The following is an 18,910-nucleotide window of genomic DNA, read 5'->3' as shown; positions in this document are numbered from 1 at the left end:
CCTGTCACGCTGCGATCGGCCTGCACGACGCTGACAGCCCGGCCAGCGACAGAGCAGCGACGATCGCGGCATCCTGCGCCCCCAGGCACGCCGCGATAGCTCCGAACAGCAGGACGAAGTAGAGGAACATGCGGAGTATCCGGCGCTCGATCTCAGCATTCACGAGTGTCTTCGCTTGATCTGTTTCAGACGCCATCGCATGTCCTCGCCGTGTGTCGAACTGGCCACGGCCCATCAGACCACACGACCGCCTTCGAGGGAATCCCATGGCCGACGATGCCGAACTGCTCAGCATTCCGGATAAGCAGGCCGTCGAGCCGGTATTGCTCTGGAAGATCTATAGATACCGCGACGACCGGGGGAACCTGATCGAGCTCGAGGTCACCCCGGACTTGAAACGGGCCCTCGAGACGATCGATCAAGCTTTCCGCCGACGGGAGCAACTGCGGCGAGAGGGGCGATGGTCCACGAAAGAGGTCAACGAGGCGATCTTGGCCGGATCCCCTCGAGGGCCGGCCCGTTTCGATCTTGATGAGATGGCCGATGATCCCGCGCACCGGACCCAGCTCTGGGTGGGCGCCAACGCCTGGGAAGGCCCTCGAATGGGATTCACCCGGTTCCTTGGCGAGTCGGTGATTTGGAACGGCCCTCCCCAACGCCTGGCCGACGGCAGGTGTCCGTTCTGCCTGGGGAGGGAGCTCGAGACTCACGAGTGTTGTCTTGGCCCATGCCACAGGACGGGCAAGGATATTTTGATTCCGTCTGTGACGCGTGCTGACATGGCCAAGCGGAAGCCGAAGCAGGCGCCGCCGGCTGACGAGGTGTCCGTGACACTCTCGGTGAAGTGCAAGGCCAACGCCAAGCGGAAGGCGAAGTCGCTGAAGGGCGGCGCGGGTTCGACGGATCGGAGACGGCGAAAGGTCAGCGCATTGAGGAGGGAGCCGGGTTCGTACCCCCGGCCCCCTCACGTCTGCAATGCGGTAGGCACGGTATCCTAACGCAATGTCATGATTTATCGTGTTAGATATGGGGATTGATTGAACGTGGCCGCGAAGTCTTCGCACTCCTTTTCAGGGAATCCCTTTGGGTACCAAAAGTAGTGCATCATGCAGTAGGTCTGTTTAATGTCCGGGCTCCACGTCGGGCTTCCCGCCAGCTTGACATACACTCGGATTACGAATTTCCCATAGTGTGCGCGATGTCTCCTCTCAACTTCCTTGACCTGAGCTTGCGCCATGTGTCGTACGAGGAGGTCCGCAATCGGGACGGCGAGGATTTGCCCTGACCTCGGTCTATTGACGATCGGATACTCCTTGGACATGATGCGGTTCACCGCCCAAGGCGTTTTTTTTGAGTCCGCCTCAGTAATACACTTCGACATGTCAACAGCAATCACGAAGGCCAGTGGATCCGGACTTGGGCTCACCTCAATGCGGATTGATTCCAGGGGCTGATCGTCCATCATCTCGATGCAGGCCGTTGGGTTCAGGCGAATCATGTCATCCAGATCGTCGAGCCCGATCATCGGCACTTTGTAGATGCTTGGCTTGGCGAGCGATCGACCAATCTGATCGTCGGCGAAATCGAGCCGGAGGAGTCGTATCTGGGCTTTGTCGTAGCCGAGTTGTCGTGACACCGACTTCGTACCCAAGTTGTTGCTGACGATCGCGACGCCCAACGAGATCACTCCTATGCCGCCGCCTATGACGGTCCAGAATTCCCAGTTAATTGTCATTTGCTTTATCATTTTGAGCATTGCTGACACGCATCCCCATTGGTTTCTGGACTAATTTGATCCTGGAGCCCACGACTTCGGGATTATTCGTTTGTTCAGCTGAATTATTTCGTTAGTCTGTGGGTCGCGGCGACCGTTACCCTTGTGCATCCCTGCCGACGTCGACCCTCTCCATCCCCTCGATCGTCTCGCCTTTCCACAAGGCGTGACACAATCCGCTGCGCTATCGCGTCACAGGGCCGCATGGGTGACTGGGCAGGATTCTAAATGACGGGAAAAACGGCATTTAGAACTTTGATACGTCTGGCATTGTCATGATGACAATACCAGGCCCGAGAGGCAGGCGTGGCGGCCTTAATGTGCGCCCGGCGCACATTTGAAATACGGGGAGAGCCCGTGTTTAACCTGCCCGTGAGGCATGTCATAATCTCGCCAAGAACGAGGTTATAAAGGGCCTGCGGGGCTGTTCATCATTTACTGGCGCCGGCAAAGTGATCGAGCAGGGGTGTTGACTGAGTCAACACCCTTCCGAGGGTATCGCTTCAATCGAGATCCTTTGCCCGCGACATCATTTGAAATGATACCTGTCGGGCAGGTCCACCATCAGCAGGTCGACGACCTTGCCTTGAACTTCTCAAGCTCCGACGGCTCAAAACGGAGGACTCGGCCGGCCCGGACCGCCTTGAGCTTACCGCTTGCCACCCATCGGTTGACGGTCCGCCAACTCACTCCCATGAGATCGGCGACCTGGATCTTAGTGAGGAGACGACTCGCCGCGGCGACTTCTGTCTTGCGTCGGGTGAGGGCCTCGCCCTGGGGGGCTCGCTTCTTTTTTTGTTCGCCGACCATGCCCCGACGCCTCCAATTGGACAAATCTCAGGCTAGGAGACGCAATGGCCTCAGCCCGTGGTTGCGGTACCGGTCGAGCTCGTCGCGATGAATTTCCCAGTCCTTCGTAACCCCGCGGCCTTGATCGCGCTTCGCGGCCTTGATTCGGCCAAGCCGGCACCAGTCCCGGACGGTGGACGGACGGCGGCCAAGGAGTTCGGCGAACTCGCCCACGGAGTACCACTCCTTGTGGCGATCGACCGCCGCGGTCTCGAGCCGGGTCCGGATCTCGGTCAAGCCCGCGTCAATAAGACTGACCGCCGACTTCAGGAGCCGAGTCACCTCGGCGAGTTGGCTGGCCAGGGCCTCTAGTTGACCTTCGATCGTGTGTATGGGGTACTCGAGCTTGCTCATCCCTGGCGTTCTCCTCGGGGAGACTTCGTTGCCTTATTCTCCCTTGCCTGGGGATCCAGCGCATCTTCTGCCGCCCATGCAGCAAGCAATTTCTCGCCGTCGAGATGCTTGAGCACGATAGGGGACCGAGCACTATCTCCACATGGCTGGCGAGGTATCACACCTTGAGCAGTCCATGTTTCGCGCAACTGTTCGGTGTCCAAAACCTTGAACACCGAGGGGCCGCTCGGCTTCCTCGAGGAGCGGGCGGCCTTTTCTTTCACGGCCAGACCGACGCGGCGCGACGAGAGGAACGCGTCGAGGTCGGCGCGGAGGATCCGGATCCCCGCCCCGTTGGCGCCGACTCGGACGTGAGGGATCTGGCCCGTACGGCACAGGGCGTAAACATTCGCGAGCGAGATTTCAAGCTCTTTGGCCACATCCTTGACCGTCATCGAAATGAGCCTCCGTACCCAGTCGAGTCCTGGCGTTTAGGGGAAGAGTCAAAGCCCTCGGCCTTATCGCCTCTCATCCAGGTCCTACACGACAACGTCTGTCATCGTCAGTTTCCGGGAATCGATGATACTATTGAGCAACCATATTCTAGACGCAGCACAATCAATTTTATAATCTTAGATGCAACGGCCAGTGAAATTATGAACAGAGAGCCGGGAACGATCGAGCGACCCTATCCGGCGCAAGCGACAAACTGTAGGGCAACGCCGTGGGATGGAAGACAAGACGCAACGGGCGGAAATATTACTATCGGTCGATCCGCAAGGGCACCCAGGTGCGGTCACGTTACGAAGGAGGCGGACCCTCGGGAGGCTCGGCCTCCGCGTGCTCATCGAGACGGACTGTCCACTTATCGGCTATTGCCGGGCAGTGGAGGCGGTGTTCAGGGCGAGCCTGACCGCGGCGGGGTATCACCAGCATGCAAGAGGAGAGTGGAGGATGGGTCGAGCGACCGCGACCGAAATGCAACCAATTGATGTTACCTCGACCGCGACTCCCGTGCGCAAGCCTCGAGAATTCACGACGGCTGAAGTGAACGCGATCATCCGTCTCGCCGAGGCGGGCGACCGGACCGCCCTGCCCGACATCCGGGCGATACTCAGCGGACCACGGCGGAAATACTTCATGGAGGCGGTTGGCAACCCCGGATGGGCGCTCCGCAGCCATATCATTCAATCCCTTTCCGGGCCGAACCTCCTTGGCCAGGAGGTGATGAAGGCCACGATCTCCGACCTCGAGCAGGAGCTGACCCCGCCCGACGCCACGCCCCTGGAGCGGTTGCTCGTCGAGCGGGCCGTCGCCTGCTGGCTGGCCATCCACGACGCCGAGAAGGTCGAGATGGACGGCCGGGGCAAGGACATCTCCGCCCAGATGCGCGAGCTCCAGCAACGCCGGATTGACCGGGCTCACAATCGCTTCCTCTCGGCCCTGAAGGCGCTCGGCACCGCTCAGCGACTCAAGGGCGGATCGACGACCGTCAGTATGAGCCGGACGGATAAGCTGACGGTGAAATCGGAGTAGGCTCGCCCGCCGCCGTCCTCCTGGAGTCAGAACCTGGGTGGTCGATGCACGGGAGTTGGGCGAAGCCAGGTCGGACCCCGCTTGGGCACAGCCCACCCGATGGCGTGCCTCACCAGCAGCGAAATCGATCGATTCCCAGTAATAGCGTTGATTTTGTAGTCAACTCTGTATACAGTAAAGTGCACGGATTAGTGGTGAGCGTTTGCGCGACAACGTTCATCGCGTCCGTGGAGGAGAATTCTTGAGTCCTGCAGCTTGGAGATGGCGCGATGACCGCGCTTCACAAGGCCCCGGGTCGACCCGCGATGAAGCGAAGTACCTGGAGCCAGGAATTAAAGACTCATGGAAATGTCGTTGACTGTTCGTATTAGTCGTTCCGCCCATGCGACCCTCCGCGCTCTATCGGAAGAGGTTGACGAGCCGATGACTGAAGTCCTCGACAAGGCAATCCAGGAATACAGACGAAAGCGATTCCTGGAGGGCCTTAACGCTGACTTTGCAGCCTTGCGAGAGAATGCGGAGGCTTGGGCGGAGGAACAACAAGAGCGAGAAGCGTGGGACGCCACGCTTGCCGATGGCCTGGACTGACAACCCATGAATCCCACACCGATGCGGGGCGAAATCTGGATGGTGGATCTCGATCCGACGAAGGGCCGCGAACAGGCAGGCCGACGACCTGCCCTGGTCATCTCGGTTGACCCGTTCAACCAGGGACCTGCCCAACTTGTGGTTGTGATCCCGATTTCCAGTACGGACAGGAAAGTCCGTTCTCACGTTCCAATCGCCCCGCCCGAAGGCGGACTCGACGCCAAGAGCTTCGTAATGTGCGAAGCAATGCGTTCGATCTCCAAGGAACGGCTTGCCCAGAGATGGGGCGCCGTCTCGTCGAGTACTCTTGCAGGCGTGGAGGAACGCCTTCGTTTCTTGTTGGGGCTCTGATTCACGACCGGCTGCCCGCGGAGTCGCGCGGGCGGCCGGCTATCTCCTTCAAGCGGTCACTGCTTCTCTCTCGTCCGCGCTCGCTAGCTCGAGACCGAAATACCGCAGGCCATCCTCGATGCAAGCAATGGCCACCGACCCGATGCCTTCGAGTTCGATGAGTTCCTCGACTGTCCATTCCAAGAGATCACCGACTGTCTTGATGCCTGCATCTTCCAACGCGTCCGGGAGCCTTCTCGGTTCGTTTCTGAGGACAACGTCATATGACATGGTGAACAATTGGTGGTCCGGTGATGGACCGGTCGCCGGCCGGGCAAGCTTCATGCCGTGGGATCGCTCCAGGGCCAGCTCGACCGCATACAATCCCCTCAGCCCAACCCCTTCGAGCACTATCAGTTCTTCGGGAGCGTAGGCCAGGAGATCGCCAATGGTCATGATCCCGGCTTTCTCGAACGCGGCACACTCTCGATCAGGCAGTTCATGGATTGCCCCGCGGATCGACCATCCAAAGATGGGTTCCTCAGGTGCGACGGTTCCTTCCAAGTAGGCGATGGCACCCTGTGCGTTGGCAATGCGAGAATCCTCACGCAGCCGTTCTCGCAAATACTCGATGTCAGAGCCGCATTGCCTGGTATTCTCGGCTTCCAGGGCGAGCAACCCCTTGAGGGCTGCCAGGACTTTCGGCGCCGCCAGGCCGGCACGGATGGCCATTTCTACTTCTCTGGATCCCTGCGTTTCCATCACGAGACCTCTCCTTCTTCCATGAATGCTTCGGAACGATTCATTCGCCTGGCTGTATCCCCCGCTCGAGCAGACCCCTCAGGATCCATCCACCCGGGCCGGCAGGTCCCGGCGACGCACCTCGGCTAAAAGTTGGTCATCGGAGACTGTTGCGAGGGCGAGCATTTGGGACGCCAGTTCTCCGAACGATGCGACATTCGCGGCAGACGTGCTCCGATCCAATCGGGCCGATTCTTCGTGTGTACAGGGGCGAGTGGCCCAATTCCGGAACGATGTGATGTGCGATTCGGTCGGTTCGTTCTGGGCCTGACCGTCCGAAAGATCGAAGAGCCGATGGGTAACTCTCAGACCAGCCAGCCTCGTGATCTCACGGGCAAAGCGGCCCAGCCGGTTGGTGTAGGCTCTCCCCTCCACAATCTGAAGCCTACCGACACTTTGGGAAGCATCCGGAGCCATCGGGGCTACCGTCTTGCGGCCAAAATCATTCTGGATGATCTCGGCGATCTCCTCGGCCGTGCATTCCCGAACGATCCATCGTTGGAAGCTGCCGCGAACGTTGTTTTTGAAACCATAGGGGACCGTACCACCTCGGAAAGCATGCTCAAAGAAGCTGACGGTCGGGCCGAAGATATCGAGGATTTCTCGGACATAGAGGTCGTGATTGCCGGCATAAAAACCGCCTGCTTCGATTTTCATCATCCTCATCTCCTTGTCCGTCGACTTGGACTCAAGCTGCTTCCTGCTCCTTTGGCTCAAGTTCAGCCCGAAGCATGGCCGCCACCTCTTCGACCATCGCCAGCATGGCCTCAGCGCCGACCTTCTTCGGCTCGAGGACGACCTTCCCCCCGCCGACCCGGAACGTGCGTGGCCGTGGCGGACCAGCCTTGGCGACCCCCCTGCCCTTCTTCGGGGCCTTGGCGACCTGACGGACCCGTTCGACGGTTTCGGCTCGGCTCAGGCCATCCTGGACGACGAGGGCGGCAACCTCGCGCTGTTGCTCGGGGTCCTCGAGCTTGCTCACCTCGTACGCCGTCGCCGGAGGGAGGGCTCCCTCCTCGACCTGGGCCTGGACGGCCGCGGGGAGTTCGAGCAGGGCCAGCGCCCGAGTCACCCCGGTGTGGTCGATCGCCAACTCCCGCGCGACCTGCCGGGCCGACCAGCCGTTGAGCTCCATGAGAGAACGATAGGCTTTGGCCTGCTCGATCGGCTTGAGATCTTCCCGGATCAGGTTCTCGACCAGTTGGATCGCGAGCATCTCACCTGGGGCGAGGACCCCATCCTGGATCACGCAGGTCATCGTCTTGAGCTCCGCTCGCACCGCAGCCCGCCAGCGGCGTTCTCCCGCGACCACGACATAGGTCCCCTGCCCTTCATCCCAGCGGACCCGGATTGGCTGAAGTTGGCCGCGGGTCTTGAGCGATTCGGCGAGGTGGTCCAGCGCGGTTTCGTCGAACTCCTCGCGCGGCTGGTCGGGGTCGGGCTGGATCCGGTCGACCGGGATCTCGGCGGTGTCTTTCGCCTTGAGCACCCCTTGCAGTCGCGCCGGGACACCGCCGAAAGCCGGGGCTGTTGCACGGTGCACCGAGGGGGACTGACGACCAGCTCCCATCGACTCGCCGACGTTCGTCCCAGCGCCGCGCATCATCTCTTCGAGCTTGCCCATTTCAGGCGGCCTCCTCTTGCGTTGCACCGTGCACCACCAGGCGGGACTCGACTTCTTCGGCCAGCGCCTTGATCGCTTTGGCCGCCGCCGAGCGAGGCTTGTACATTGCCACCGGCTTGCGGTACGCGATCGCTTCGGGATAGTCGGCCGCGTGGGGAATGACCGCGGTGAAGACGTCGTCGCCGTAGAGCTCCCGAAGCTGCTTGGCGTACATCTGGTGGATCGTCTTCCGCGCGTTGAACATCGTGATCAAGTAACCGAGTAGTCGTAGTGACGGATTCGGTCCGGCGGTCACCATTCCCACCGAATCCTGGACGTCCATGATCCCCTGGGCGCCGTAGTCCTCGGCCTGGAGCGGGACGACCAGCGAGTCGCTCGCGATCAGAGACGCCCACGAACACAAGCAGAGGTTCGGGGGACAGTCGATCAACACGAAGTCATAGCCGTCGCGGATCGGCTCGAGGAATTCCCGCAGGCAATTCTGAGCCTCGTACGGGGCTTCGTACGGCCGGGGCAGGTTCCAGTCATTGACGGCTCGGGAGCCGGCCACCAGGTCGATGCCGGTGATGCCGGACGGACGTATGACCTGTTCAGGGAAGACGTCCCCAGAGTAGACAGAGGCTAGCGTTTCCGAGGGGTCGAGCGCCCGGGTTGTCGTCGGTCCCCAGAGGCCCTGAGAGAGGGAGCTCTGGGGATCGTTGTCGAGCAAGAGGACGCGCCGGCCCATCTGGGCGAGTGTCCCGGCGAGGTGGTGGCAGGTCGACGTCTTGCCCACCCCTCCCTTTTGGTTCAAGAGCGTGATTACGGCCAAGGGTCCCTCCCTGTAAATCGGCGGTGGTGCACCGTGCAACAAGGTTGCTTATCGGCGAGCCGGTGCACAGTGCAACAGGAAGAATGGGGCAGCGGCGAATGGGCAGAGCAGGGAGCCAACAGCAAGAGTCAGGTGCGTCAGCGATTTGGCGCGGCTCGCACCTTCTCGGGCGTCCCCAGGTTGACGCCAAAATTGAGCGGGCTCGGATTCGATTTTGCCGTGGGTTGCCACGTCAGGCCAAAGGAGCAGTTGTTGGTGCGATAACCGTTGTCTTTGACTGCCGATGCGAAGTGCGATTCGCCGACGAGCTTCGCCGAACATGAGACCGAGCACGCCGTCCAATACGATTGGTCGATTCCCCGAGGAATTTTGATCCCTTTCGCATGCTTGATAACCTCGGGAAGGATATCAAGGGAAGCCGTACTTCCTGGCTGGAGTATCTCGCTGAACTCGTGCGTGAATTGGGTCGGGGGAATTGTTTGGTTGTAGGCACCATTGCCGCCCCATGCGATATCCATCGAGATCTCGAGCCGGACGCCTTGGATCGACTCCGAGCCGTCGTTGTGGATCAGCACGGGCACGGTCCCGGGGTCACTGGGAGCTCCGTCAACTATCAGCACGTGATTTGTTTTGCAGTTAACGTGAAAATAAGGGAGTACGCGACCCGTTGAACGCTCGTATGACTGCTTGGCGATATGATTTGCTTCCCAGGAGCTCACTAGCGAGATCGCCGAAACGACGAATGACGCTACCGCCAGCAACGCCGGCCCATCTTCTTTCGACATGTCGGATTCTCCTGTAAACGTCATTGGTCGCTCAAGCATTGAGTGAACTTTTCTGTGAACCGATCCTATCCAATCGTTCACTTGGTTGCCACGCTTGTTATCGCGTTGCAGCAACGAGGCAACTTGATGGGAAAGAGAACGGGTCACCCTCATTACCGATGAGGGCGGCCCGTATATGTTTGGAGGGTAGGGCAGGGGAGACGGACTTGCCTTCGCTTGCTCAACGCGGGTCGGATCGGTCAAGCAGGAAGACATTGGCGAGCTCCATGGCCAGAGGAACTCGAATCACTCGCGCCGTTGGCTCCCTTTCCTTGCCATGGGGCCTGGAAGGTAACGCTCTCGTCGGATCGTTGCCAGACCAGACGAGGGGAGGGGCGCAACAGGGACTCAGGAGGGCGCCTTCAGGGCGCCCGCAATCATGGATGAGCAGTGGGTCAAGTCGCGGCTTTGGGCCAGATTCGCCTCATCTTGCCATCACCCGAAACGCGATAGCGGGCCAGGTCGCGGTCACCGCTCCGGATGTAGATCGTGCTGTCGATCAGTTCGCATGTCACGCGGCTCGGTTGCACCGCGGTCCGTCCGGCGCGTTCGTGCCACCGGAAGTACAGGCCCACTGCTCGGTCGATCGCTTCGCTTGCGTCAAGCCGTGCCGCGCCCTGAGTCGCCGGTAGCGCGATCAGTTGGTCACCCTCGCCGACCGGGAGTTCGATCACGGCGCGCTCCGGGTACTCGACCAGCAAGCCCTTGACCATCGCGTCGAGTCGCTTCAAATCTTCGAAGGAAAGGTTGTGCAGGCGGTCCCCCATCGCGTCCAGGTTGCTCTCGACGTCACTGCGGATCGAGTTAGCTCGCCCTTCGTCCGTCGGCTCGCACAGTCGCGTGCCGTTCGGGCTTGACCTGACCACGCCATTCTAGACGATCTCGACCTCGCGGCCGTCGTCGGGCCAGAATGGCAATTCGTGGCCTGTCACTCGGATCATGCCGTCTTCTTCTATGGCTTCAACGTGCTCCGAGTATTTGCACTGGCCACCCAGAGATTGCCAGGTGACCCCGACCTCGTCGCCGGGCTTGAGTGATTTGACGTCCAAGGCCATGGGTCGGAGTCCTCGGTTGAGGTGAGGTGTCAGGATGCGCCTCTCTCCAGTTCGATTCGCTCGGCTTCGGCGAGAAGCAAGCCCGCGATCGCCTGGGAGTCCCGAATGTCGTCCGATTCGATGCGACGCACGATCGCCTGTACCGCGGCCGCAGGCTCGTGACCAGCCTCGTCGCGCCAGAACTGCATGAACCCGGCAAGGGTTGCCGCGTCCCATCCATCGTCCGCGGCGGCCTCGCTCATCCATCGCAGTTCCATCGAACCGTTCGACCATGCACCGATGCCCTTGACGCGAACCACGCCGTTGCCGTCGAGCGTGAAGTCTTCGCCCAGCTGTTCGAGGAAGGCCGGCCCAAACTTCCTGACACCGTCCTGAGCGAACCGCTGCGACTCTTCCAGTGCCTCATCTGCCGATCGCCCGCGCTCCATCGCCTTTTTAAGGCCGGCGGCAGCACTGCGATATTGTCTGTTGCTCATGCCGATTGTCCTCCGCAAGGGGCAAAAAAGGAGAAGCCCCGGGCAGAGCCGGGGCTTGCAGGGGAGAGGAGTCAGGACGCCAGTGCGTCCGCAAGGGCCTTCTCGACGACCGCAAACCATCGCTCTTGCTCACGCTGGTTCGACCGGTCGACGCCGCACCTGACAAGGGTCTCGTGAAAGACACCGGCCATCGTCGGCGTCTTCCCGGGCCCGTCGCCCAGGTCGTCTTCCAGGACAAAGGGGCCGTCGCCCTCCAAGGCGTTCTTGATCGCGTCCCTGACCATGGCTGCGATCGTCTCGTCATCGACGTCCAGACGGCCGGCGGACGCGCGGTAGCCGGCCACGATCATGTGCGTCGAGTCGGCCAGCATGGCGGCAAGGTCGCCCTCGGGATCATCGGGCTTCAATGATTCGCGCATCTCGTCCTCGGTCTTTCCCTTGATGCGCAAGACTTCATCGATCCGCTGGTCGTCGATCACGCATTTCAGCATCCGCGCCAACTGGTTTACCGTGTCGATCAGGAAACGGATCTTGTGTGAGTCGGCGCCGTCGCCCAGGTTGGCGATCTTTTCGGTCCTGGACACCAAACGCTCCACGATCTCGCCAGTCTCCAAGAGGCGATCATGCCGGTTGGGAATGCCGGAGATGTCGGGGAGCTCGGGCAGGTCGTCGAAGTCGAAGATATCGGCCATCGGCAGGGGTCCTTGGGTGGGGCAGGAAGGGACGGAAAAGGAGGGCGCGGCCGGTTCACAACCGTACCGCGCCGATCGGGGATTCAGGTTTGCCGCTTCATGCCGACCGTCGAGAAGTCGGCGGCCTGGTCCGGCGGGACATACTTCGCGACCATGATGACGCACATGTCGTCCTTGGCGAAGCATCGCTCACATAGGCGGCATACCCCCTCGGGTCCGCTGTCTCCCGGGCGCCAGAGCCTGGCAATCGAGGTGACGACGAAGCCGGGGACGCGGATGTACGTGGGGACCGCGGCGAGCGGTCGGGGCGCGAGGTAGCGGGAAATCCGGTTGTTCATCGGTCGAACCCTTGGGGGCCGCGCGGGTGGGGTTGTCCGGTCTTGATGGGGTGCCAGGGCTGAGGCTCAACGAGCTGCTCCAGGGCTTCCCAGAACCGCTCGGCGTCATCGCCCTTGAGGCGGATCGTGTCCCCCGGCATCGAGGGGCGAGCGTCGAGGTTGATGATCCATCGACGCCCGAGGCGAACGAGGCGCATAGCCGGCCCTCCGGGTCAGGAGGGCTTCAAGCTCGACTCCCAGTCGCACACGCAGACCTTGCCCATCTCGATGACGGTGACGATCAGGTCGTCGCGATGGGTCAACGTCTCGCCCTGCTCGCCGCGACCTGGAGTGATCCATACCGTGTAGGCGCTGGTCTGGACTCCGATCGGGTCCCCATGCAGCTTGTACCTGTTAAACCCCTCGCCGATCTCCCCGAACACGAAGGCCGCTTCGAACACTGCCTCGATCAACTGCTCGCGGGCGCTGTCCTGCCGGAAGGCGGCGTATTCGATGAGGGGCTTGGCGAGGGCTTCGGCGGCCTTGCTTTCCTCTCGCAATCGCTCGTAATCCTCCCGTGAAATCAAGCCGGCCTCGGCGTCGTATGCCTGGAGGATGTGGGCATTGTCGGCGATCGCCTTGTCGTACGCTTCGGCCGCATCGTCGACGATCATGGCCGCCATGTACTTCGGGTACCAATCGAGGAGGGCCGCGGGGTCAGTGTCGCTGGTGAGCTTCGCGCGGCCGACCCGGACGATCCGCCGCTCGGGCTTTGTCGACTTGGCTTTGCCCTTCGCCTTGCGGGTCGGCTTGGCGATCGCCTCGACGGGATCGACGATGTTGAGCAGAGGGGACACGCGGTTGGTAACGTTGGCGTGGCCGTTCAGAGACTGTAAACTCGACATGAGCTTTCGTTCCTTCACACAGGGGACACGCGGTTGGTAACGTTGGCGTGGCCGTTCAGAGACTGTAAACTCGACATGAGCTTTCGTTCCTTCACACAGGGGACACGGGGGCAACCGAGGCCGGATGGAGGCACGAACTCCGTCCGGCCTCACTTCGTTCTGGCGATGTGCCACATAGACACGTCGCCTCTCACGTCAGACGACCGGGGCACTGTCGACCCAGGCGACGACCTGCGACCACCGGGTCGCCAGTTCCGCGGCTTTATCGTAGGCCAACTGGGCGCTGAACGTCTCGTCGCAGCCGCTGCATGAGATGACACCCAGGTCATTCAGATCGAGCGTCAGGGTCGCGTCGGCGTCCGCACAGAACGGGCAAGTCACTCTCAGGCTTCGGGTCGTCTTGGCGGTGGCCATGATCGGGCTCCTTGTCTTCGGCGTCGCGGGGCGGAAGAGAGGGGGCAGGGGAGACACTCCCCGCCCCGATCGTGACTCAGAAGCAAAGACCCATGTCGACCCGGGCCAGGCCGATGGCGTCGGCCTCCATGGCGTCGTAGTGGCGGTCCTCCGAGGCGGCGAACTGCTCGATGTACCAAGCCTCGTCGGCGGTGGTGATGGGAGCGGTATATGTTGGGCGGGCGGCGAGAATGCCGACACCGAATCGGCCGGGGGCCTTAGGGGTGCGACGAGCCTCACGAACTGGGGTGAGCGTGCGAGAGAAAGAGCGGATGACTTGGGGCGTGGTTGCGGTTAGCATGGACATGGGAGACTCCTGCTTGATTCAGGCGTTTCCTGCGGGCCGGGCGGTGTTACAAGCACCGTTCCGGCCCATTTTCGTTTCAGTCGAGGCCAGCCCCCAACCGACAATTGAAATATACGCCGGTTTCACTTGGGTGTCAACCGGAAATCAAACACAAACTCGGTGTTTTCTTCGAGCCAATCGAATTCGGGTAGTCACCTCAGTTTGACCTTACGTCAGACCGGGGATACAATCGAGCAGGGCAAGGTACAACCCGATCAGGCTCGGAGGGGATGCGATGGGCGCGGTACTAGAAATGGCTGAACCGAAGAAGCGAGGCGGCCCACGTAGCGGCTCAGGCCGACCCAAGGGATCGGGGCCCGGGCGAATCAACACGACGTTCGCCGTGAAGGTGACACCGGAATACAAGACCTGGATGGGGTCCTTCGCTGAGCAACTCGGCGGAACCGAGGCCGACCTGTTTCGTGAGGCGATGAAACTGTTGGCGACCGACAGAGGGTTTCGTCTGCCGCCCCTACGGTAAGGACGCGTCTCTCATTAAGGAACGGCCGGCCTGAAACTGCTGGGCAACCACTTGTGTTACGCGCGGGGTTGGCGCGGATGACCCGAGGAGGAGTGGAATCCAAAGGGATAGACCTCATGAAGCGATATCGCACGATCACGGAGCAGCAGTCGTACAACCGGGTCTTACTCGCGCTCCACTGGCTCTCTGACGAAGATGCCCTGGCTTGCAATGAGTCAGATCTGGCGATCGCGGTAAACGCCGGCCGATCGGCCAGGACCGTCCGTCGCTATATCCGGCATCTCGAACAGGAGGAACGCGTTGCCGTTTTCTACTCGTCGCAGTGGCTGAGTGGACGGAGCATCGTCTTCCTCGACGACGAAGCAGAACTTGTGGATACCTGGATTATCAGTTACTACCTCCACCCCAAGACGTATCCGCAACTCAGCCCTCATTCAGTCTCGATCCGGGGCCGCGTCGAACATCTGATTGCCGAGCTCGCGTGATCGTGGCATATGACCAAACGGGCCGACGTCCTGGCCTTCTGAATCTGGACCGACTTGGCACGCAGATGCGAGAGATGTGAACCATGGGTAAGCGTCGGGTGTCGTCACCGAAGGGCCAAGGCAGAGAATGGGCCATCATGCTTCCGGTCTTCTCATTCTCCGAGATTCGGATGAGCGACCGGGCACGCGTAATGCTCTTGGTTCTCGAGGGCATGGCGAGGGAGCGTAGCTATTGCTGGCCAAGCAACGATCGGCTCGTCGAAATCACGGGCAAATGCCTTCGCTCGGTCCAGGACGCGTTAAACGATCTGGAGTCCCCTCAGGACCCCGCCGAGACAAGATGGATCAAGCGGGTATTCAGCGACCCCAAACGTCGCGAACGACGCGGGATTATCATGCTCCGTCGGATCGACCCAACGAAGCCGGCGGCCGACTCAGCCGAAGCCGTTGCCAAAGCGACTGCGGCCATTCTAGAGTGCGATAATCTGCATTCATTGCATGCAGAATCACACGCTCATAGCGTGCAGAAATCCGCATCAGAATTAATAAAGAACAAGAATAATAACAATTTGCGTTTGCAAGAAACGAGCAACTCCGTCGCTCACGAAATAACGTTACCTGTTGTTGGGTGGCCGGAGACGACAAGCGGCGAGGGTGACGTACGGGAAGAGGCCACGACGAGCGAAAGCAGGGACGCCTGCCAGGCCGACCTAGCAGAACAGCTCGCCAAACTGGTCGACCTCAATGGGAAGCCCGCTCGACAAGCAGTGATTCGGATCGCAACGAAGGTAGCCGAACTGCTCCTGGACGATCACAGCGTAAAGAAGCACTGCCAGCTTCTTTGGCGCGTGCAAAATGGCGAGCTCTCGCAAGAGACGTACATGCAGGCATTCGATGGGACGTACGGGAAGATCGCCAAGAACAAGATCGGCGTCCTGGGGTCGTATTTCATCAGGACGCTCGAGGCGATTGAGGCCAATCAGGCTCACGAGGAAGTCGAGAACGACTGTCAATCTGGTCGCGGAGCCGACCATTCGGCCTTGCCTCGATCGGCGACGAGAGACAGGGATGCGGCGACCATCTGATGTTGTTGGGAAAGCCCTCGGACATGACCGAGGGCCCCGGAGCGATCAGGCCCACCGACCGGCAGTCGTCATCTCCGGCTCCGGCAGTCCCCAGGCCGGCGCATGCTCGGTGTAGCCCTTGAGGATGTTCAGCCGCTCCTCGACCTGGTCCGGGCGGTCGGCCAAAACGACTCGAACGACCCGCGCCAGTTCGGCCAGAGTCATCCGTGGCTCTGGCTTAACGGCCGGCGTGCGCATCCAGTAGAAGCCCGAGATCCAATCAGGCCAGCCAGCGAAGGCGGGGGACCGGTCCCCTTCGGCTTCTACAGCCCTGGCCGGGTTCGTCGCGTTGAGCGCGGCCAGGTCGTCGGCGTGGCCTTACTGGGTCGATCCCCAGCAAGCGCGGCCCAGCCCAGCTCTGGCGGCTCGAGGTCCGCAAGATCGCGCTCGAGGGGCAGTGGATCTGCCGATTCCGGGAGTTCCTCCGGCTCGGGGACGCGGCCGAGGAAGCGTGAGACACCGCCCGTGAGACACCTTCCAGGTAGGGCGTCTTCCTGAAAACGTGGTTTGGGGGTTCGGCGTCTTCGCGTCGAGGGTCAGCTGTTTTCGGACATGATATTCCGAAATCGCGAGACGATCGCCTGGAAATCCTATCCCGTAAAGCCGTTATCTAGGGGCATGGGTTGGTTCGTATTGGTGGAATTCTTCCGCTTGGCTTCGACTCTTGTGGAAAGCTTTGACTTAGGGTACACCAGCAAGAAGTCGAGCACGCACGTTCATGTGAACTTGGGAGCATTATCTTCCTGGCATGATCTCGTGAGGAGAATGGGACGGCCACCCCGATAATCCAATGTTGGACGAGACAATTTCAGGGGATTCGTCACCAGCTTCTTCGCTCAATCGCCGATGAGTTGACGACGAACGATACGAGCAAGCCGGCAAGGCCCAAATAACCGGAGAACCAGTACAGAACGATTGTGGGTGAAATGGCTTCCCGCGTCGAGGCTCTCGAGGAACTCAAAGTGGCCCCATGGCGATGAAAGTGACCGGGATATTAGGGACTCGGTGCGAGCGAATGGCGCAGGAACCAAGGATCACGATTAGACCACCTTTGTTCATTACGGTGCGTTGCTGCTGGGGGACTAGAAAGACTTTGTTAGAATGGGTTCAGAGCATCTAGGCAATAAATGAGGGCTCGTGTGTTCATCCCGTGTGTTCATACCACACGGCACACGGCCCTCAAGACGATCGTCATTCCCGCTGAGTTGACACCAGAGGAGAGATCAATCGTGCAGCGCAAGTCTGATAGACGTTCAAGCCCGTGTCAAGGGCATCGTAAGTGGCTGCGCGCCTACCTGGAGGGGTTGCGAGTCAGTGCCGTCGCCCATTTGAATCACTGTGACGCAGCGACTCGTCGCGCTGCGCTCATGGCATGCGTTTCCATGACAACACTCTTCGTGATGCTCGGACCGTTGAAGGTGACACTCCATGAGCTAGCGACCAGAACAGCCTTTGTTGTCTGGCAGGTATCCACGGTCAGGGCCATTAATCAGGGTCGTGGAGGGAAACCATAGGCGAGCCATCGTAAGTCTGGCCAGCGGCACCGATGCTTGTATACCGGCCGCCAGGGGTTAGGCGGGATGCTCTGCGGCCGGCCAGGCGTGGTGTGCACCTTACTTCATAGAGAGGCGGTTGTATACGAGCTCAGTATGACCCCGTCAGCCAGGCCAGTCGAATCACTTATCGTGACAGGCCCTGGCGTCTCACTACTCAGAAGAGCGGACCGTGGAGGACATTGCCGAGGCCCTCATTACGTTGAACCGAGCCGGCTGGTCGATCGGAATGCCGCGTTCATCGCCGCATCGGGCGAGCGGGTCTGTGTCGTCTCGGGCCGCAATGGCGAGAATCTGATCCGGGCCAAGGGAACCACTCAGACTAAGGCGTGACACCGGGACGTCGAGCAGGCCCGGGAGTTGGACTCGCCAGCGGCTCACCCGGGATATCATGGCAAAGAAGTCCCTCGGCAAAGCGTCCTCGTTCGCAAAACGCGAATGGCGATCTTGACAATTCGCGTCTTGCGAAGCACAATGGAACGCGGCAAGAGGACATTCAGTCTCTCGCCCGCCGGTCCGCCCACCGAGAGACGGGGAATTTAAGCCTCGCTCGGCACTGGTGACAGGGATCGTCAGTCCTTGTCACTCATCGCGTCGCATCAACTAGCAGGGATTACACCCCACGGTTCAGCACGAGGATACTCGCATGTTAAACGCAAAACAGACACGCATACATTTGAGGCCACCTGATCATGCACGTCATTTCCGAGAAGCCACTTCGTGACTTCGGAGCCATCCATTCAGATGCGAGAAAGGAGCTTCAAGCTTGGTTCCGGAACGCATCGAATAACGATTGGACGAAGTTTGCAGGCGTCCGCGAGGTCTATACGGACGCCGACCAGGTTGGCAAATTCACGGTCTTCAATATCTGCCGCAACAAGTACCGTCTTATCGTTTCCATCCATTACAACCGAGGAAAACTGTACGTCCGCCATGTCTTGACCCATGCCGAATACAACCTGGGAACCTGGAAACAAGAGGAGCAACCCAAAGCGAAACATCCAGAAAAGGAACGTCCTGCCAAGGACAAACCAAGCCATGAAAAAAAAGCTTCAACTCGCCGCAAGCGGCGCTAAAGTCACAGACCGCTACCTCGAACTGGTCCTTCGGTTCCCGCTTCGACCAATCCGTTCGGAGGATGAACTCACGAACGCAATCTCGGTACTCAATTCCCTGATTGATCAGGAGGAGTTGAGCACCGACGAGGATGATTACCTCGAAGTCCTGGGGGACCTAATCTCGAAATACGAAACCGAGCATCACCCTAGGCCGCCGGTTACCGATGGGGAAATGCTCCGCCATCTGATCGACGCCAAGGGGACGACCCAAGCCGCGGTGGCCACCGAGACCGGCATCGCGGTCTCCACCGTCTCCGAGATCCTCTCCGGGAAACGAGGCCTCAACCGACGGCACATCGAGACCCTGTCGCGTCACTTCCACGTCAGCCCGGCGGTCTTCATCGGCTCCTGAGCCGATGACTCGCCGGGGTGTCTACTCCGAGCGGCGGTTGACGGTCGCCTCGATCGAACCAAGCAACCGCATGGGCTCCTGGA

General features: G+C 60.4%; 29 protein-coding genes. 9 read left to right on the top strand and 20 right to left on the bottom strand.

Annotation, left to right across the window (positions count from 1 at the left end; genetic code table 11):
* Window positions 1-4: 4 nt before the first annotated feature.
* Window positions 5-196: a hypothetical protein gene (locus SINAC_RS37415; protein WP_015250722.1), complete on the bottom strand. Its 192-nt coding sequence runs from the start codon at window positions 194-196 to the stop codon at window positions 5-7.
* A gap of 70 nt (window positions 197-266) precedes the next feature.
* Between SINAC_RS37415 and SINAC_RS37410 the strand changes: the two genes are divergently transcribed.
* On the top strand, window positions 267-998 hold the full coding sequence (locus SINAC_RS37410; protein ID WP_015250721.1) for a hypothetical protein: 732 nt from the start codon (window positions 267-269) through the stop codon (window positions 996-998).
* 14 nt (window positions 999-1,012) lie between these two features.
* On the opposite strand, the gene SINAC_RS37405 is transcribed toward SINAC_RS37410, so the two are convergent.
* The 4 genes from SINAC_RS37405 to SINAC_RS37390 all read right to left on the bottom strand — a co-directional run bounded on the left by SINAC_RS37405 (window position 1,013) and on the right by SINAC_RS37390 (window position 3,411).
* Window positions 1,013-1,735: a hypothetical protein gene (locus tag SINAC_RS37405; RefSeq protein WP_237722949.1), complete on the bottom strand. Its 723-nt coding sequence runs from the start codon at window positions 1,733-1,735 to the stop codon at window positions 1,013-1,015.
* Window positions 1,736-2,338: 603 nt separating this feature from the next.
* The gene (locus SINAC_RS37400; RefSeq protein WP_015250719.1) at window positions 2,339-2,584 is read right to left on the bottom strand and encodes a helix-turn-helix domain-containing protein; all 246 of its coding nucleotides are present in this window, start codon (window positions 2,582-2,584) and stop codon (window positions 2,339-2,341) included.
* A gap of 27 nt (window positions 2,585-2,611) precedes the next feature.
* On the bottom strand, window positions 2,612-2,977 hold the full coding sequence (locus SINAC_RS37395) for a helix-turn-helix domain-containing protein (protein ID WP_015250718.1): 366 nt from the start codon (window positions 2,975-2,977) through the stop codon (window positions 2,612-2,614).
* The gene (locus SINAC_RS37390; RefSeq protein ID WP_015250717.1) at window positions 2,974-3,411 is read right to left on the bottom strand and encodes a helix-turn-helix domain-containing protein; all 438 of its coding nucleotides are present in this window, start codon (window positions 3,409-3,411) and stop codon (window positions 2,974-2,976) included. Before SINAC_RS37390 ends, SINAC_RS37395 begins: the two co-directional genes overlap by 4 nt.
* Before the next feature lie 499 nt (window positions 3,412-3,910).
* On the opposite strand from SINAC_RS37390, the gene SINAC_RS37385 reads away from it, so the two are divergent.
* The 3 genes from SINAC_RS37385 to SINAC_RS37375 all read left to right on the top strand — a co-directional run bounded on the left by SINAC_RS37385 (window position 3,911) and on the right by SINAC_RS37375 (window position 5,431).
* Window positions 3,911-4,492 carry a hypothetical protein gene (locus SINAC_RS37385; RefSeq protein WP_015250716.1) on the top strand — a complete coding sequence of 194 codons (582 nt, stop codon included), beginning with the start codon at window positions 3,911-3,913 and terminating at the stop codon, window positions 4,490-4,492.
* Between the two features lie 342 nt (window positions 4,493-4,834).
* Window positions 4,835-5,080 carry a hypothetical protein gene (locus tag SINAC_RS37380; protein ID WP_015250715.1) on the top strand — a complete coding sequence of 82 codons (246 nt, stop codon included), beginning with the start codon at window positions 4,835-4,837 and terminating at the stop codon, window positions 5,078-5,080.
* Window positions 5,081-5,086: 6 nt separating this feature from the next.
* Complete coding sequence (locus tag SINAC_RS37375) at window positions 5,087-5,431, top strand: type II toxin-antitoxin system PemK/MazF family toxin (RefSeq protein WP_015250714.1); 345 nt, start codon at window positions 5,087-5,089, stop codon at window positions 5,429-5,431.
* Window positions 5,432-5,479: 48 nt separating this feature from the next.
* Here the strand turns inward: SINAC_RS37375 and SINAC_RS37370 are convergent, their stop codons facing one another.
* From SINAC_RS37370 to SINAC_RS37305, 14 genes are all read right to left on the bottom strand, one after another.
* Window positions 5,480-6,172 (bottom strand): hypothetical protein, encoded by a 693-nt coding sequence (locus SINAC_RS37370; protein ID WP_015250713.1) that lies wholly within the window; start codon window positions 6,170-6,172, stop codon window positions 5,480-5,482.
* A gap of 78 nt (window positions 6,173-6,250) precedes the next feature.
* Window positions 6,251-6,871: a hypothetical protein gene (locus SINAC_RS37365; RefSeq protein ID WP_020467734.1), complete on the bottom strand. Its 621-nt coding sequence runs from the start codon at window positions 6,869-6,871 to the stop codon at window positions 6,251-6,253.
* Between the two features lie 28 nt (window positions 6,872-6,899).
* Complete coding sequence (locus SINAC_RS37360; RefSeq protein WP_015250711.1) at window positions 6,900-7,835, bottom strand: ParB/RepB/Spo0J family partition protein; 936 nt, start codon at window positions 7,833-7,835, stop codon at window positions 6,900-6,902.
* Window position 7,836: 1 nt separating this feature from the next.
* Window positions 7,837-8,646 (bottom strand): ParA family protein, encoded by an 810-nt coding sequence (locus tag SINAC_RS37355; RefSeq protein ID WP_015250710.1) that lies wholly within the window; start codon window positions 8,644-8,646, stop codon window positions 7,837-7,839.
* A 137-nt stretch (window positions 8,647-8,783) separates the two neighbouring features.
* Complete coding sequence (locus tag SINAC_RS37350; protein ID WP_244884962.1) at window positions 8,784-9,470, bottom strand: hypothetical protein; 687 nt, start codon at window positions 9,468-9,470, stop codon at window positions 8,784-8,786.
* Window positions 9,471-9,865: 395 nt separating this feature from the next.
* Window positions 9,866-10,336 carry a hypothetical protein gene (locus tag SINAC_RS37345; RefSeq protein ID WP_020467735.1) on the bottom strand — a complete coding sequence of 157 codons (471 nt, stop codon included), beginning with the start codon at window positions 10,334-10,336 and terminating at the stop codon, window positions 9,866-9,868.
* A gap of 6 nt (window positions 10,337-10,342) precedes the next feature.
* Window positions 10,343-10,525, bottom strand: coding sequence for a hypothetical protein (locus tag SINAC_RS37340; protein WP_015250707.1), 183 nt, complete (start codon window positions 10,523-10,525; stop codon window positions 10,343-10,345).
* Between the two features lie 29 nt (window positions 10,526-10,554).
* Complete coding sequence (locus SINAC_RS37335; protein ID WP_015250706.1) at window positions 10,555-11,001, bottom strand: hypothetical protein; 447 nt, start codon at window positions 10,999-11,001, stop codon at window positions 10,555-10,557.
* 71 nt (window positions 11,002-11,072) lie between these two features.
* Window positions 11,073-11,693: a hypothetical protein gene (locus SINAC_RS37330; protein WP_015250705.1), complete on the bottom strand. Its 621-nt coding sequence runs from the start codon at window positions 11,691-11,693 to the stop codon at window positions 11,073-11,075.
* A gap of 83 nt (window positions 11,694-11,776) precedes the next feature.
* Complete coding sequence (locus SINAC_RS37325) at window positions 11,777-12,031, bottom strand: hypothetical protein (RefSeq protein ID WP_015250704.1); 255 nt, start codon at window positions 12,029-12,031, stop codon at window positions 11,777-11,779.
* On the bottom strand, window positions 12,028-12,228 hold the full coding sequence (locus SINAC_RS37320) for a hypothetical protein (protein WP_015250703.1): 201 nt from the start codon (window positions 12,226-12,228) through the stop codon (window positions 12,028-12,030). Before SINAC_RS37320 ends, SINAC_RS37325 begins: the two co-directional genes overlap by 4 nt.
* Before the next feature lie 15 nt (window positions 12,229-12,243).
* Window positions 12,244-12,915: a hypothetical protein gene (locus tag SINAC_RS37315; RefSeq protein ID WP_015250702.1), complete on the bottom strand. Its 672-nt coding sequence runs from the start codon at window positions 12,913-12,915 to the stop codon at window positions 12,244-12,246.
* Between the two features lie 195 nt (window positions 12,916-13,110).
* Entirely contained in the window at window positions 13,111-13,329 is a 219-nt protein-coding gene (locus SINAC_RS37310; protein WP_015250701.1) for a hypothetical protein, read from the bottom strand.
* Window positions 13,330-13,405: 76 nt separating this feature from the next.
* On the bottom strand, window positions 13,406-13,675 hold the full coding sequence (locus tag SINAC_RS37305; RefSeq protein WP_015250700.1) for a hypothetical protein: 270 nt from the start codon (window positions 13,673-13,675) through the stop codon (window positions 13,406-13,408).
* A 274-nt stretch (window positions 13,676-13,949) separates the two neighbouring features.
* Here SINAC_RS37305 and SINAC_RS37300 point away from each other — a divergent pair, with 274 nt between their 5' ends.
* The 3 genes from SINAC_RS37300 to SINAC_RS37290 all read left to right on the top strand — a co-directional run bounded on the left by SINAC_RS37300 (window position 13,950) and on the right by SINAC_RS37290 (window position 15,765).
* Complete coding sequence (locus SINAC_RS37300; RefSeq protein ID WP_015250699.1) at window positions 13,950-14,195, top strand: hypothetical protein; 246 nt, start codon at window positions 13,950-13,952, stop codon at window positions 14,193-14,195.
* A 116-nt stretch (window positions 14,196-14,311) separates the two neighbouring features.
* A complete protein-coding gene (locus SINAC_RS37295) occupies window positions 14,312-14,680 on the top strand; it encodes a hypothetical protein (protein ID WP_015250698.1) in 369 nt (122 codons plus the stop codon).
* A gap of 170 nt (window positions 14,681-14,850) precedes the next feature.
* Window positions 14,851-15,765 carry a helix-turn-helix domain-containing protein gene (locus SINAC_RS37290; RefSeq protein WP_237722952.1) on the top strand — a complete coding sequence of 305 codons (915 nt, stop codon included), beginning with the start codon at window positions 14,851-14,853 and terminating at the stop codon, window positions 15,763-15,765.
* Window positions 15,766-15,810: 45 nt separating this feature from the next.
* Here the strand turns inward: SINAC_RS37290 and SINAC_RS40445 are convergent, their stop codons facing one another.
* Complete coding sequence (locus SINAC_RS40445) at window positions 15,811-16,002, bottom strand: hypothetical protein (protein ID WP_157579528.1); 192 nt, start codon at window positions 16,000-16,002, stop codon at window positions 15,811-15,813.
* Window positions 16,003-18,049: 2,047 nt separating this feature from the next.
* Here SINAC_RS40445 and SINAC_RS37280 point away from each other — a divergent pair.
* Both SINAC_RS37280 and SINAC_RS37275 read left to right on the top strand, forming a co-directional pair.
* On the top strand, window positions 18,050-18,433 hold the full coding sequence (locus SINAC_RS37280; RefSeq protein ID WP_015250693.1) for a type II toxin-antitoxin system HigB family toxin: 384 nt from the start codon (window positions 18,050-18,052) through the stop codon (window positions 18,431-18,433).
* Entirely contained in the window at window positions 18,396-18,827 is a 432-nt protein-coding gene (locus tag SINAC_RS37275; protein WP_015250692.1) for a helix-turn-helix domain-containing protein, read from the top strand. Before SINAC_RS37280 ends, SINAC_RS37275 begins: the two co-directional genes overlap by 38 nt.
* Window positions 18,828-18,910: the final 83 nt, after the last annotated feature.

The organism is Singulisphaera acidiphila DSM 18658, from assembly GCF_000242455.2.
GTDB lineage: Bacteria > Planctomycetota > Planctomycetia > Isosphaerales > Isosphaeraceae > Singulisphaera > Singulisphaera acidiphila.
The sequence above is the reverse complement of the archived record's forward strand: the minus strand, read 5'-3'. Positions and strand labels throughout refer to the sequence as shown.

Bases quoted from the DNA above. Each gene is read 5' to 3' on its own strand.
- SINAC_RS37415 (WP_015250722.1), bottom strand. From the start codon at position 196: ATGGCGTCTGAAACAGATCAAGCGAAGACACTCGTGAATGCTGAGATC.
- SINAC_RS37410 (WP_015250721.1), top strand. From the start codon at position 267: ATGGCCGACGATGCCGAACTGCTCAGCATTCCGGATAAGCAGGCCGTC.
- SINAC_RS37405 (WP_237722949.1), bottom strand. From the start codon at position 1,735: ATGACAATTAACTGGGAATTCTGGACCGTCATAGGCGGCGGCATAGGA.
- SINAC_RS37400 (WP_015250719.1), bottom strand. From the start codon at position 2,584: ATGGTCGGCGAACAAAAAAAGAAGCGAGCCCCCCAGGGCGAGGCCCTC.
- SINAC_RS37395 (WP_015250718.1), bottom strand. From the start codon at position 2,977: ATGAGCAAGCTCGAGTACCCCATACACACGATCGAAGGTCAACTAGAG.
- SINAC_RS37390 (WP_015250717.1), bottom strand. From the start codon at position 3,411: ATGACGGTCAAGGATGTGGCCAAAGAGCTTGAAATCTCGCTCGCGAAT.
- SINAC_RS37385 (WP_015250716.1), top strand. From the start codon at position 3,911: ATGGGTCGAGCGACCGCGACCGAAATGCAACCAATTGATGTTACCTCG.
- SINAC_RS37380 (WP_015250715.1), top strand. From the start codon at position 4,835: ATGGAAATGTCGTTGACTGTTCGTATTAGTCGTTCCGCCCATGCGACC.
- SINAC_RS37375 (WP_015250714.1), top strand. From the start codon at position 5,087: ATGAATCCCACACCGATGCGGGGCGAAATCTGGATGGTGGATCTCGAT.
- SINAC_RS37370 (WP_015250713.1), bottom strand. From the start codon at position 6,172: ATGGAAACGCAGGGATCCAGAGAAGTAGAAATGGCCATCCGTGCCGGC.
- SINAC_RS37365 (WP_020467734.1), bottom strand. From the start codon at position 6,871: ATGATGAAAATCGAAGCAGGCGGTTTTTATGCCGGCAATCACGACCTC.
- SINAC_RS37360 (WP_015250711.1), bottom strand. From the start codon at position 7,835: ATGGGCAAGCTCGAAGAGATGATGCGCGGCGCTGGGACGAACGTCGGC.
- SINAC_RS37350 (WP_244884962.1), bottom strand. From the start codon at position 9,470: ATGCTTGAGCGACCAATGACGTTTACAGGAGAATCCGACATGTCGAAA.
- SINAC_RS37340 (WP_015250707.1), bottom strand. From the start codon at position 10,525: ATGGCCTTGGACGTCAAATCACTCAAGCCCGGCGACGAGGTCGGGGTC.
- SINAC_RS37335 (WP_015250706.1), bottom strand. From the start codon at position 11,001: ATGAGCAACAGACAATATCGCAGTGCTGCCGCCGGCCTTAAAAAGGCG.
- SINAC_RS37330 (WP_015250705.1), bottom strand. From the start codon at position 11,693: ATGGCCGATATCTTCGACTTCGACGACCTGCCCGAGCTCCCCGACATC.
- SINAC_RS37325 (WP_015250704.1), bottom strand. From the start codon at position 12,031: ATGAACAACCGGATTTCCCGCTACCTCGCGCCCCGACCGCTCGCCGCG.
- SINAC_RS37320 (WP_015250703.1), bottom strand. From the start codon at position 12,228: ATGCGCCTCGTTCGCCTCGGGCGTCGATGGATCATCAACCTCGACGCT.
- SINAC_RS37315 (WP_015250702.1), bottom strand. From the start codon at position 12,915: ATGTCGAGTTTACAGTCTCTGAACGGCCACGCCAACGTTACCAACCGC.
- SINAC_RS37310 (WP_015250701.1), bottom strand. From the start codon at position 13,329: ATGGCCACCGCCAAGACGACCCGAAGCCTGAGAGTGACTTGCCCGTTC.
- SINAC_RS37305 (WP_015250700.1), bottom strand. From the start codon at position 13,675: ATGTCCATGCTAACCGCAACCACGCCCCAAGTCATCCGCTCTTTCTCT.
- SINAC_RS37300 (WP_015250699.1), top strand. From the start codon at position 13,950: ATGGGCGCGGTACTAGAAATGGCTGAACCGAAGAAGCGAGGCGGCCCA.
- SINAC_RS37295 (WP_015250698.1), top strand. From the start codon at position 14,312: ATGAAGCGATATCGCACGATCACGGAGCAGCAGTCGTACAACCGGGTC.
- SINAC_RS37290 (WP_237722952.1), top strand. From the start codon at position 14,851: ATGAGCGACCGGGCACGCGTAATGCTCTTGGTTCTCGAGGGCATGGCG.
- SINAC_RS40445 (WP_157579528.1), bottom strand. From the start codon at position 16,002: ATGCGCACGCCGGCCGTTAAGCCAGAGCCACGGATGACTCTGGCCGAA.
- SINAC_RS37280 (WP_015250693.1), top strand. From the start codon at position 18,050: ATGCACGTCATTTCCGAGAAGCCACTTCGTGACTTCGGAGCCATCCAT.
- SINAC_RS37275 (WP_015250692.1), top strand. From the start codon at position 18,396: ATGAAAAAAAAGCTTCAACTCGCCGCAAGCGGCGCTAAAGTCACAGAC.